Raw genomic sequence first — 13301 nt, forward strand, 5'->3', positions numbered from 1 at the left:
GCATGTTCGCGTCGGCGCCACACCTCTGCTATGATCCGCCATTCAATGGATGCCTTCCTCGTTTCCACCGGCATCGTCGCCCTCGCCGAAATCGGCGACAAGACGCAGTTGCTGGCCTTCCTGCTCGCCGCGCGCTTCCGCCGTCCCTTGCCGATCGTGGCCGGCATCTTCGTCGCGACCATCGCCAACCACGCCTTCGCCGCCGCCGTCGGTGCGCTCGTGAGCCGCCTGCTCGGTCCGGACGTCATGCGCTGGGTGCTGGGCATCGCCTTCCTCGGCATGGCCGCCTGGATCATGGTGCCGGACGAGGTCGACGAAGACGAGACGCCGCTCGCGCGCTTCGGCGTCTTCCTCACCACCCTGCTCGCGTTCTTCGTCGCCGAGATGGGCGACAAGACGCAGGTCGCGACCGTCGCCCTGGCCGCGCGCTACTCGTCCGCCGTGGCGGTGGTCGCCGGCACGACGCTCGGCATGATGCTCGCGAACGTGCCGGCCGTGTACTTCGGCGACCGGATCGCCGGCCGTATTCCTTTAAAACTGGTGCACGGCCTGGCGGCGCTGGTCTTTGCCGTGCTGGGCATCGCGACGCTGCTCGGCGCGGGACGCAACCTGGGCTTCTAGGGCTGCTGCGTTACCCACACAGGGGCCGACCACAGGACCTTGCCGTCGTCCTGCGTCACCTTCGCATAATAGAAATGCGCGCCCGGCGCGGGCGTCGTCGTGACGTCCGCCTTGTCCGACAGCTGGCTCACGTCGCCGTTGCGGCCCGGGACGCCTTCGGTGATCGCCACCGTCGCGGCCTGCCGGCCCGTCGCGCTGGCGTAAGCCACCTGCAGCCGCAGCGCCCCCGCGTTATCGAACCGCTCGCCCATCAGGTGGCCGTTCGCGGTGAGGACGACCTGCGCATCCTTGTCCATCGTCGCGAACACGCGGCGCGCGCGCACGGCCTCGAGGAAGCTGGCGCGCGTCAGCGGCACGCCGTTCGGGATCAGTACGGCGCTGCGGTTGCTGTACGACGCGCCCCAGTTGGCGCAATGGTTGTCCTGGTTGCTGCTGAACGCCACGTGATATCCCGCCTCCAGCAGCTTGTTGCAGGCCAGCTCGAAATTGCTGCGCCGCGTCTCGCCCTCGTTCTCGCTGACGGAAAACGCGGAGCTGTTGACCACTTCGCACAAGGCCATGACGGCGTCGCCGTCTTGTGTGTAGGCGAGCGGCGTGCCGTTCACGGTGAACTGGCCGGTGAGCGCAGGGTGGTTGAACTGGCCCGTCAGGCCGCGCTGGCGCATCAGGGCATACAGCGTCGCGTAGTCGCTCTTCGGGGTGGCCGTGTCCGCAAGCAGCTCGCCCTTCGCGTTCTTCTCCCAGCCGAGCAACTCGTCACTGTCGAAGATGTTCAGGTGACCGCCGTTGCCGATCACGCCCCATTCCATGCCGTACAGCGCGAGGAAGCCCGGATTCGCATCCGAGTAATCGCGCGCCGTCTTCAGGCCGGCCCGGTACGCGGCCTTCGCTGTCGCGGGATCGGCATCCGGGTTCGTGCCGTCGGAACCGTCGTACATGTGGTTGTGTTCCGAGACCATCAGGAAGTCCAGGCCGTGCCTGCGCGCATACGGGTACGCCGCGTCCGGGCCGTAGGGCGCCGTCTGCGGGTCCTGCGCGCCGTGGCAGTCGGCGACGGGGGCGCCGCCGTCGCTGTCGCGCGTCTGGCTGTGCAGGTTGCCGTAATAGACCGTGTACGGCAGCGCGCCCGGCGCCGGCATGGCCATCATGCGCGCGCGTCCCGTCTGCAGCGGAGAAAAGGCGGGCAGCGCGGGCGCCGGCACGCTGCCGACGGCGATGTCCCAGGCCTGGTCGGCCGTCTCGCTGCCGCTCACGGCGTGCAGGCGCACGCGGTAGATGCCGGGCGCGGGGCGATGGCCGGCGAGGATGCCCGACCAGCGCACGGCCACGTCACGCGGCGTGCCGCCCAGCGCCAGCCGCCCCTGCCACTGGGCGACGCGGCGCCCGGACGGCGCGACGAGTTCCAGGCGCCACGTCACGCGACGGCGCGCGCGTAGACCGGGATACTCGAACGACAGGGTGAAGGTGCGCGCATCGCGGTCTTCACCGTGATACGGCGCGAGCAGGGTTGCATCGAACTCGCGGTGTTCGAGCGTCGCAGCCGCGGCAGAGTTGAACACGCCGGCCGCGGCCAGCACCAGGGAGAGGAGGAGGATTGAGGTTTTCATGATGCAATTTTTGCAATTGCATGCATGTCGGCCTTGATCCAGGATTCATAAAATTATCAATTAGATATTATCTTATTGACAAATTTTAAGGGCGTATCGTTTCGCTCGTTGTCGTGATGGCCGGCCACGTGCAGTTCCACCTCGTGCGTCCGGCCGTCGTCCACCAGCGCGATCGTATTACCCTGCTGCGCCACCCCGTCCACGTACAACAGCGGCTCGTCCGCGCGCCGCACGGCGATCATGTACTGGCTGCCGCGGTAACGGTAGTGCAGACGGAAGCCTTCCCAGGCGGCAGGCAGGCGGGGCATCAAGGTCAAGGTTTCGCCGGCTCGCGTCACGCCGAGCAACGATTCGACGATCAGCCTGTACATCCAGCCGGCCGAGCCTGCGTACCAGCTGCCGCTGTCCCGCCCTGCCGTCATCACATAGGGCTCCGCGCGCGCGTGCCCGGCCGGATCGAGCATGCGCGCCAGCTCCCAGGCGCGTTCCGTGTCGCCCAGGTGCGCGTACGCCATCGCCGCCCAGATCGCCGCCTGCGTGTCCTGGACACCGCCGTCGCGCATGAGCTGTGCATCCACGGCGTCCATCGCGATGCGCGCCCGGTCGCGGTCGGCCGCGCCGGACAGCACGGCCCAGCTCTGCGTGCCCGCGTCGATGCAGCCCGCGCCGTCGTCGCCGTATCCGCGCCGGTACCATGCGCCATCCCATGCGTTGCCGTCGATGTTGTGCGCAAGGACCTGGGCCGCGCTGCGGCACGTCGTGCAGAAGCCGTAGTCGCCGCGGCGGTCGGCGAGTTCCGCGAAGCGGCACAGCACGTCGTACAGGAAGAACCCGAGCCGGACGCTCTCGCCGCCTGCACTCATCGGCGGCAGCCCGTGCGGGCCGAACACGAGGGCCTGGCGCAGCGCGCGCACGCAGTGTTCGTAGATGCTGGCCTGTTCCTGCGAACGGTCCGGCAGGTCGCAATACGCCGCCTCGTCCTGGCGCAGCGCGCGGCCTTCGACGAACGGCGCGATCTCGTCCAGCAGCGTGTAGTCGCCCGTGACGCCCACGTAGCGGTGCACGGCGAGCGGCAGCCACAACGCGTCGTCCGCGCGGCGCGTGCGCTCGCCGCGGCCCGTCGGCGGATGCCACCAGTGCTGCACGTCGCCTTCGACGAACTGGTGGCCGGCGAACAGCAGGATGTGGTCGCGCAACAGTTCCGGACGCACGTGCACGGCGGCCATCGCATCCTGCAGCTGGTCGCGGAAACGGTACGCACCGACCGACTGGTCATGGCTGCTGCGCGCCCACATGCGGCACGCGATCGCCTGGTACATCAACCACCCGTTGGCGAGCACGTCGAACGCGGGCTCCGGCGTCTCGATGCGGACGGCGCCCAAGGTATCGTCCCAGAAGTCGCGCACGCGGGCCAGGTCGGCGGCGGCCGCGGCAAGCCCGCTGTGGCGCTGGACCATGCCCGTGGCGTCCAGGTTGCGGCGCCCGCCCACGCCCAGCATGAACACGAGTTCCTGTTCCTCGCCCGGCGCCAGGTCGACGACCGTCTGCAGCGCCGCGCACGGATCGAGCGCGGCGCCGCTGCGGCCGGACAAGGTCGTGCGCCCGAGCGCGGCCGGATTGGCGAGACTGCCGTCGGGGCCGATGAATTCCGCGCGGTCGCAGGTGAACGCCACGTGCTCGGCATCGAGGTGGAAGAACGCGACGCGGCCGGCGAAATCCGCGTTCCACGCATTGCGGGCGAACAGCGCGCCACTGACGGGATCCTGCTCCGTCACCACGTGCGGCGCGGCACCCGCGCGCAGCTCGCCCAGCACCCATTCCACGTAGCCCGTGACGGACAGGCGGCGCGGGACGCTGCTGTCGTTGCGCAGCTTGAGCACGATGTGTTTCAGCGGCGCGTCCAGCGCCACATACGTCAGCAGCTCGCTGCGGATGCCATGCGCCGCATGCTCGAACACGCTGTAGCCGAAGCCGTGGCGCGTGACGTAGTCGGCGCCGGACGGTGCCGGCAGGGCCGTCGGCGACCAGAACACGCCCGTCTGCTCGTCGCGCACATAGAACGCTTCGCCGACCGCCGGGCCGCCATCCCAAGGCGTCAGGCGGAATTCATGGGCGTTCTGGTTCCAGCTGTACGCCTGGCCGCTTTCCGAGATCACTGTGCCGAACATCGGGCTCGCCAGCACGTTGACCCAGGGCGCGGGCGTGCGCTGGTCCGGGCCCGTGCGGATGACGTATTCGCGCCCGTCCGCCGTGAAACCGCCGATGCCGTTGTCCTGCACGAGCTCCGGCACGGGGAGCGCGATCTCTTCGTTCTGGTCCGGCGCCGCGGTTGGCTCCAGCGCCGGCGGCAGCTCGACCTTGCGCGCGGCCGCGCGGCGCAGTTGTTCGGCGAGGCCGCCCTGGTCGTCCGCCAGGACCACGCGCGCCACGGCCTGCATCAGCATGCGCTCTTCCAGCGACAGCTGTTCGGACGTGCATACGTACACGCCGCCTGCGCCGGGCAGACGCATCACCTCGTCCTGCAGCGCCGCCGGGCCGTCGCACCAGACCACGAGATTGGCGGCGAGTCCTTTCGCCCGCCACCACGCGTACGCCTGGACCGCCTGGCGCGCGAGGTCGATGTTGGCGACGTCGCGCAGGTGCAGCAGCACGAGCGGACGGTCGCCCGGGATGCCCAGGGCTTCCAGGTCTGGCCGGCCGCACTGGTTGCGCGCGATGAGGGCTGGGTCGGCGCGCAGCGCAGTCTGCGGGCACAGCACGCTGCCGGCCAGGCGCGCGTACAACTGGGCATCCGCCTCGCTCGCATTCAACTGGCGCAGCATGACCTGGCCGTGCGTCCACGCGAGTTCGGGCACGCGGTCGGCCACGTCGCGGTCCCGGTATTTGTCGATCAGGCGCAGCGCGTGGTCGCGCGTCTCGGCCACGCCCAGCACGACGTCGATGGTCACTTCCTGGTGCGGCGCCAGCGTCAGGACGCGGCGGATTGCCAATGCCGGATCGGGCACGGCGCCGGCCGCACCGCCCAGCGGCGCCCGGCCGTCCAGCGCGGCGGGATGCGCCCTGCTCCGTCCACGGCCGATGAAGTGGGCGCGGTCCGTCCCGAACTGCGCCGCGGGTGCGTCCACACCGGGCGCATCCACGCCGGGTGCATCCACGCCGTGCACCGTCATCGCGTTCAACAGCCATTCCTGCCCGCGCGCGCACAGGATCGCATCGCGCTCTTCCACGATCTCCATCTGCACGGCTGCCGGCACCACCTCCGCATAACTCGTCAGCTCGATCGTGCGCGTTGCGCCCGTCCGGTTGGCGATGCGCAGGCGGCGCAGTTCGACGTCGTCGTCGGGTGCGACGATGATTTCCGTGTGCAGTTCGATGCCATGGTCGCGCCGGCGGAATGCCGCGCGGCCTTCGGAGAACCTGGCTTCGTAATGCTCGGGCCGCGCCAACGTGGGCCGCCACGTGTTCGACCACACGGCACCACTGTCCACGTCGCGCACGTAGCAGGCATGGCCGCTGTCGTCGGCGGTCGGATCCGCGCGCCAGCGCGTCACGGACGCGTCGCGCCAGGCGCTGTAGCCGGCGCCGCTCGCCGTCACCATCACGTGGTAGCGGCCGTTGGACAGCAGTTGCACGTCCTGCGGCGCGGCATCCGGCTGCGTCACCGTGCGCGCCGCCGTGGCGGTGTCCGGTGCGCCATGACGCGCGTCCTCGGTCTCCATGCGCGCGGTTCCTCGCGACAGCGGCACCGGCTCCTGCAGCAGCGGCAATGTGGCCTGGAACTGCGGTTCGGCGGCGAAGCGGCGCTGCATGGGCCGGTCGTGCAAGAGACAGGACAACGCCAGGAAACCCATGCCCTGGTGATGCGCCATGAACGCGCGCACGATGGCATACGCCTGGCCCGCGGGCCGCCGCGCCGGCGTGTAGTCGATGGCTTCATAAAAACCGTAGCGGCCCGTGAAGCCCAGCTGCGCCATGCGTTCCAGGTTGGCGCACGCGCGCTCCGGCTCGACCATCAGCGCCAGCATGGCGGCGTACGGCGCGACGACGAGGTCCTCGCCCTCCGCCCGCTGCACACCGGTGCCGGGTACGCCGAATGCGCGGCACTGGTATTGCAGCGCGGCGTCCATCGCGTTGCAGCCGGACGACGCAAAACCCCACGGCACGTCGCGGCGGCGGCCGTATTCCGCCTGCGCGCGGACGATGCCGCGATAGGTCTGGTCCAGCAGCGTGTCGCGATACGTCGGCATCACCAGCAGCGGTGCCAGGTACGCGTCCAGCGCGCCGTTCGCCGACAGCAGCATGTGCTGGCCGTACGCGCGGCACGACTGGCGGCCCAGCGCGTACCAGTGCTCCTGCGCGAGCTGGCCGCGCGCGATGCCGACGAAGCCGGCCAGGCGCGCAGTCGATGCAAGCAGGCCGGGTTCACCGTCGGCGAGCATGCCGAGGTCCATGTCGGCGCAGTCGCGCGCGGCGCGCGCCAGCTGGTCGATCTCCTGCAGGCGCTCACGTGCATTCGTGCTGCCTTCCGCCACGAGGCCGGCGAGCAGCAGCTGGCGCGTGCGTTCTTCCGGTTCCAGGTCGTCACCGGGCGCCTTCATGCCGAAGGCGGCCAACTCGCGCACCGTCGGGATGCGCGTGAGGCTCGAATCGATCACGTATTCCTGCACGACGCGCATCCACGGCGCCATCGCCAACAGGTCCGCCTGCGTGGCCGCCGCCTGGCGCGCCAGCCTGGCGGCCCAATCGCGCAGCAGCGGATCGGCGTCGTCCGGCACGACAGTGACCAATGCCTCGGCCTGGCGCGCCAGCGCCTGCAGGCAATCGGCGAGGCCCGGCAGCGTACCCGCGTTGCGGCAGCGCTCGGGCGTGAGATGCAGGCGCAGCGCGGCGATCGCCTCGCGCACGGCGGGCACGGACGGTGCGGCATGTTCCTCGACGACGTCCAGCGTGTCGCGGATACCGTCCAGCGCGCGGCTGGAGGCGATGGGCTCGTCGGCCAGCCGTTCCAGGCCGGCGGCCAGCGTGAGCAGGTGCGCCGCCAGGTTGCCGCTGCCGGTGGCCGACACGGACAGCGGCGGCAGCGGCTCCAGCGTAAGCGTGTCGTACGCGTCGTGGAAAAGGCCGCGCTGGCGCTCCAGCCGGCCCATCGTCTGGAGTGTCGCGCGCGTACGCGCGAGCAGTTCGCCCGGCGCGGCATAGCCGAAGTCCCAGGCCGTCAGGTTGGCCAGCAGCGCGACGCCCATGCCTGCGGGCGACGTGCGGTGCGCGACGACGGGCGCAGGGTGTTCCTGCAGATGGTCCGGCGGCAGCCAGTTGTTCTCCGCCGTGACGTGGTCCTCGAAGAATGCCCACGTGCGGCGCGCCGTCGTGCGCAGGAAGCGGCGCTGCACGTCCGCCAGGTGCGGTTCGTGACGGGCGGCCGGCAGGCTGACCCACCACGCCACCACGGGCGACAGGAACCACAGCAGCAGCAGGGGCGCGGCCGCGAACAGCGCGAGCGGATTCGCAAAACTGAGCAGCACGGCGACGCCCACCGCGAACGCGGGCGCGAACCACATGTTCTGCCAGTTCGACTCCATGTCCGTGCTGGAGCGCGACAGGCTGGGCGCCCGCCATTCCAGGCGCTGCCGTTTCGACACGAGCATGCGCCACGCGCCGCGCGCGATCGCGTCCACGCTGTAGCTGGCCTCGTGCGGCAGGAAGGCCGTGTCCAGCAGCGCGTGATACAGGCCGAGGCGCGCGTCGTGCGCGCAGTGCCTCAGGTGCGCGCCGGGCGCGACGTCGTGCGGCTTGGCGGCCAGGGCGACGAGGGTGCGCAGTGCGAACGGCACGAAGAACACGGCCAGCACGGCCGCGGTCCAGAACGCGGGCGCCGGCAGCAGCGCCCAGCACAGCACAAGCAGGAGGCACAGCGTGGGCGCGACGAGGCTGCGGCGCAGGTTGTCGAACAGCTTCCAGCGCGCCAGCGGCGGCAACGGATTCGCTTCGCGGCTGCCGTCCGCCCGCGGCACGCGGTCGCGCAGCCAGCCGGCCAGTTGCCAGTCGCCGCGGATCCCGCGATGGCGGCGCGCGACGTCGTCGCTGTAGCGCGGCGGGCACGGCGCGACGAGATGGGCGTCGCCGAGCAGGCCGGCACGCAGGTAGCAGCCGTCCAGCAGGTCGTGCGACAGCACGCGGTCGTCCGGCAGGCGCCCGCGCAGCACGCGGTCGTATGCGGCCAGGTCGTAGATGCCCTGGCCCGCGAACGTACCCGCGCCGAACAGGTCCTGGTCGATGCCGGGTGCACCGCCGCCGCACAGGCGTTCGTAGCGCGACGCGCCGTGCTGCGGCAGCGCCGCCGTCATGCGCGGCTGCAGCAGGCCATGGCCGGCCACCACGCGCCGGCCAGCGTCATCGAGCACGGGGTGATTCAGCGGATGCGCCATCGCCGCAACGAAGGCACGGGCGGCGTCGCGCGGCAGCCGGGTCTCGGCATCCAGCGTGATCACGTAGCGGATCTCGTCCAGGCCGGCGACGGCACCTTCGATCACGGCGAACGGCGCGCGCTCGCCCCGCAGCAGGAACGCGTTCAGGTCTTGCAGCTTGCCGCGCTTGCGCTCGCGGCCGATCCAGGCGCCCTCGCCCTCGCTCCACATGCGCTGGCGGTGCAGCAGCAGGAACGGCCGGCACTCCCCATACTTCGCATTCAGCGCGACGATGCCGGCGCGCGCCTGCTCGATCAGGTCGGCGTCGCCGTAGATTTCCTGGCGCGGCGCATCGACCAGGTCGGTCAGGAGGCAGAAGCGCAGGTGCGGGTCGCGGTTGGCGAGGTAGTGCACCTCGAGCGCCTGGACGAGGGCCGTCACGTTGTCGCGGCTGTACAGCAGGGCCGGCACGGCGACGATGGCGCGCGCATCGGAAGGAATGCCGGCACCGAAATCCATGCGCGGCAGCGGCGCCGGCGCAACGAGCCGCGCGGCCATCAGGTCGACGAGGGCGAGCGCGAGACGGCTCGCACCGAGCGCGCCCAGCAGGCCGATCGCGACGAGCAGCGCGGGGCCGGCGCCGTCCTGCGCCGCATGGACGGCGGCCGCCCCCGCGAACGCCGCGGTGCACGCGGCGACGGCGCCCAGGTAGGCCGGCAGCGCGCTCACGCGGCCGGGGCGCAGGTTCAGCCGCTGCTTCAGTTGCGGCAACCCTTCGCCGGCCAGATAGTGGCCGACGTGGCGCCGGCGCGCGTCATGCCCTTCCGCCGCCAGTGCCAGCGCCTCCGTCGCCACTTCGATCTCGCGCCGGCCGGCTTCCCGCGCGAGGCGCGCGACCACGTGGCGGTAATGGTCGCGCGTGGCGCCGTCCATGCGGCCGTAGACGCCGGCCGGATCGCCGCGCAGCGCCTGCTCGACGGCGCTCATCGTCTCGACGAATTCGCGCCAGTCCATGCTGCCCAGCAGGCGCAGGCTGGCGATGGCATTCGCGACCGAGACGTCGTCAGCGGCCTGCTGCGTGACGTCGGCCTGCATGGCCTGGTCGATCGTGCGGCCTTCGTCCGCGAGGCGCGTGGCGATCCATTGCAAGGCCTGCGTGAGCGGGCCGCCGCGGCCCTGCAGCCGGCGCGCGAGTTCGGCCACGAAGCCGGAACTCATCGGCTGCACGTCGCGCACCATGTCGGCCACGACGAGGATCAGGTCGCCGGGACGCTCCTCGGCCCGCGCCGTCATGCGGTCGGCCCAGCGGTTGGCCTGGACGCGCTGGCGCCGGGTATCCGCCTGGCGCACGGCGAGGCGGCGCAGGTTCTCCACCAGCACGAGGCGCAGCATGGCCGGCAGCGCCGCCAGCTCTCCCAGCGCCAGCGGCGCGCCCTCCTGGTAGGCGGCGACGAAGCGCGCCAGGCTTTCCGCGTCCAGCCGGCCGTCGCCATGCGCGATCACCTCCAGCGCCAGCTGGTACACGCGCGGATTGCCGCTCGCGTCAGGGTCTTGCAGGCAGGGCAGCGCGCGGCAATCGTCGTCGGGCAGGTCGCGGCGCGCGCGGTGGACGTGGTCGTCGATCAGCCAGGCGTGGTCGAGCAGCGCGTCGGCCGCCGGCGGCAGGCGCACACCGGCACGGGCGGCGCAGGCAAGGCCGGCGCAGGCGTCGGCGATGACGGCGGCATTGTCGTCCAGGCGATCGAGCAGACGGTCGCTGCCCGGCGCGTCGGCCAGTTGATGGCGCGCGGCGAGGCGGCGGCCGTGGACGGCCATCTGGGCGGCAGTAAACAGTTCGGCGCGCAGCGGAGCGTCGTCGTCGACGCCGGCGGCTGCGGGCGGCAGCGCTTTTTCTTCTTTCAACAGAAACCTCATGGTGGCGTGCGCAACCGACCGCCGGCTGACGCGGGACGCGACCATTCGGATGAAGCGTGAAGACGAGGGCGCACGGCTGCCGCCATGCTAAGCAATCAGGTGTCTGGAAACTGTGCGTTAGCGAACACTGGTTGACGATCGGTATGTTTTACGCCAGCGCGAGCCCGCCCACGAGGGTCCACGCCTGCGCATGGCCCGCGCGGCGCAGGCACAGGGCGGCCTTCGCGCTCCGGTTCCCACTGCGGCAGACAAACACGATCGGTCGTGCGGGATCGGACAGCCACCCCGGCAGGTGCTCGGCAAGGCGCGACAGCGGCACGTGGTGCGCATCGCGGCCGTGCAAGGTCAGCGCGCCGGCTGCCGCTTCGGCGGCTTCACGGACGTCGACGAGCAGCGCGTCCTCGTGGCGGCGCAGGAAGACGGCCAGCGTGTCCGGATGCAGCTGGCCCGGCGTGCCGGCGTCTCGCACCTCGCCCACCGTCGCGCAGGCCAGGCCGTTGACGTCCGTGGTATGGCAGATGACGGCAGCAGCGTGCGCGACCTGTGCCAGGCGATCCGCATCGATGGCGCCGAACACCTGGCGCACGGCCGTGCGGGGCAAGCGGCCTTCTTTCGCCTCGCCCAGCAGCCAGCCGCCGGGCACACGGGCCAGCACGGCGCCGCCGATCGCCATGCACGGCGCATGACCGCCATCGTCCAGCGCGACGGTGGCGCGCTCCGCAGCGTCGAATTCCTCCATGCGCAGGCCCGCGTCGCGCGCGAGCGCGGCGATACGGTCAACCTGTCCCGGCGGCGGATCGATCGCGACGCAGGTCCCGGCATCGAACACGATCCAGCCATGCCGCCCGTCGCCGCTGACCTGCATCACGCCTGGATCGCCGCCGCTGAGCGGCGACGTGCGCAACGCGTCGCCGCAGCGGCGGATGCGCGCGCAGGCGGCGTCGATGAAAGCATCGTCCGCGAGCGGGCCGATCGACAGGCGCACGGCACCGCCGCTGCGCCACAGGGGCAGGCCCATCGCATCGAGCACATAGCTGGGTGCGGCCTTCGCGGCGGAACAGGCCGACCCCGCGCTGACGCGCACGCCGGCCGCGTCGAACAGGTCGAGCAGGTCCTTGCTGGAGACGCCGGGCACGGCGAAATTCAACGTGGTCGGCAGGGTGTGCTCGAACGGCGCGTTGAAGACGATCGCGGGAAACGCGTCGCGCAACGCGGCCGCGAGACGGTCGCGCATGGCGAAGAGCATCGCGTGGGTGCGGAACGTCGTGCCCTCTTCCAGTGCGGCCAGTACGGCGCCGAGGGCGGCGATGCCGACCATGTTTTCCGTGCCGGAGCGCTGCCCGCCTTCCTGGCCGCCGCCGATCATCAGCGGCGTGTACGGCGCGCCGTCGCGCACGTACAGGATGCCGATGCCTTTCGGCGCATGCAGTTTATGACCGGAGAACGGCGCGTAGTCGATGCGCGTGTTCGCGAGATCCAGCGGCAGCTTGCCCAGCGCCTGCACGCAGTCGACCATCCAGTAGGCTTTCGATCCGCGCGCACGCAGCACGCCCGCGATGCCGTCCAGGTCCGAGATCACGCCCGTCTCGTTGTTGGCCGCCATCGTGCACACCAGCGCGGCGCGCGGCGCCAGGTCGCGCAGGACGTCCAGGCGATGGCGTCCGGTGGCGTCGACGGGCAGCGGCTGCAGGGTGAGCCCGGTGCCGAGCAGGCGATTCCAGTGCGCGAGGCTTTCCGACACGGCCTTGTGTTCGGTGGCGCCGTAGACCAGCAGGTCGCCGCAGTCTTCCCCGGCGGCGCGGCGTTCGCGCACGGCGACGAGCGCCGACAGCACGGCGGTCTGGATGCCTTCCGTGGCGCCGCTCGTGAACAGCACCCGTCCCGGCCCGGCGCCGAGCACGCGGCGGGCGCGCGCACGGGTCGTGTCGAGGATGCATTTGGCGCGCAGGCCGGTGGCGTGGCTGCTGCTCGGGTTGCCGAACGAGGCCTCCATCGCCTCGACCGCCGCGGCGATTGCGGAAGCCAGCACTGGCGAAGTGGCGTTTGCGTCGAGGTAGAAGTCGGGGGCCATAAAATAATTGCTAAAAGTCCAAAAATAAATGCGCCATCAGCGCGATTGTTGAGTAATATGTTACGGTTTGGTGCCGAAAATGACTTACTAAAGAATCTTTGATTTTTCCTAGGCTGAAGAACGAACATTCTAGAGATCGTGAGATGGACAAGACGAATTCACTCGACAAATATGATTGCGCGATTCTGGCTGCCCTGCAGGCGGACGCCACGCTGTCGATTTCCGGCCTGAGCGAAAAGGTCGGGCTGTCCAGCACCCCATGCTGGAAACGCGTCAAGCGTCTGGAAGAAGAGGGATACATCGAGAGCCGGGTCAGCATCGTCAACCGGCACAAGGTCGGCCTGCCCGTGACGGTGTTCGTCAGCGTGCGCACCAACGAGCACGACGAAAAATGGCTGGAGCGCTTCGCCTCCGCCGTCGTCGCGCTGCCGGAAGTCCTGGAATTCCACCGCATGAGCGGCGACGTCGACTACCTGCTCAAGGTCGTCACGACCGACATCGACGGCTATGATCGCTTCTACAAAAAACTGATCAAGACCGCGCAACTGTCCGGCGTCTCCTCCGCGTTCTCGATGGAGCAGATCAAGTGCACCACCGCGCTGCCGCTGGAACTGATCTCGCACGGGCTGCCCGCCTGACTGTTTGCACACCACGACTATCGTGCGATGATGGCGCCCGTTGATT

The 13301-nt window shown here is 70.4% G+C and carries 5 protein-coding genes; 2 read left to right on the top strand and 3 right to left on the bottom strand.

Translation table 11 applies throughout. From position 1 onward, the window contains the following. The first annotated feature begins 45 nt into the window (after positions 1-45). On the top strand, positions 46-621 hold the full coding sequence (locus tag P0M04_RS07365; protein ID WP_259448499.1) for a TMEM165/GDT1 family protein: 576 nt from the start codon (positions 46-48) through the stop codon (positions 619-621). On the opposite strand, the gene P0M04_RS07370 is transcribed toward P0M04_RS07365, so the two are convergent. The 3 genes from P0M04_RS07370 to P0M04_RS07380 form a co-directional block, all read right to left on the bottom strand. After that, entirely contained in the window at positions 618-2228 is a 1611-nt protein-coding gene (locus tag P0M04_RS07370) for a CehA/McbA family metallohydrolase (protein WP_259448265.1), read from the bottom strand. The genes P0M04_RS07365 and P0M04_RS07370 overlap by 4 nt on opposite strands. Positions 2229-2284: 56 nt before the next feature. Beyond that, complete coding sequence (locus P0M04_RS07375; RefSeq protein ID WP_259448266.1) at positions 2285-10534, bottom strand: GH36-type glycosyl hydrolase domain-containing protein; 8250 nt, start codon at positions 10532-10534, stop codon at positions 2285-2287. 160 nt (positions 10535-10694) lie between these two features. Then, complete coding sequence (locus tag P0M04_RS07380; RefSeq protein WP_259448267.1) at positions 10695-12617, bottom strand: aminotransferase class V-fold PLP-dependent enzyme; 1923 nt, start codon at positions 12615-12617, stop codon at positions 10695-10697. Between the two features lie 143 nt (positions 12618-12760). Here P0M04_RS07380 and P0M04_RS07385 point away from each other — a divergent pair, with 143 nt between their 5' ends. Continuing rightward, the gene (locus P0M04_RS07385) at positions 12761-13255 is read left to right on the top strand and encodes an Lrp/AsnC family transcriptional regulator (protein WP_075794201.1); all 495 of its coding nucleotides are present in this window, start codon (positions 12761-12763) and stop codon (positions 13253-13255) included. The last annotated feature ends 46 nt before the right edge of the window (positions 13256-13301 follow it).

It is taken from the genome of Telluria mixta, from assembly GCF_029223865.1.
GTDB classification, from domain to species: Bacteria; Pseudomonadota; Gammaproteobacteria; order Burkholderiales; family Burkholderiaceae_D; genus Telluria; species Telluria mixta.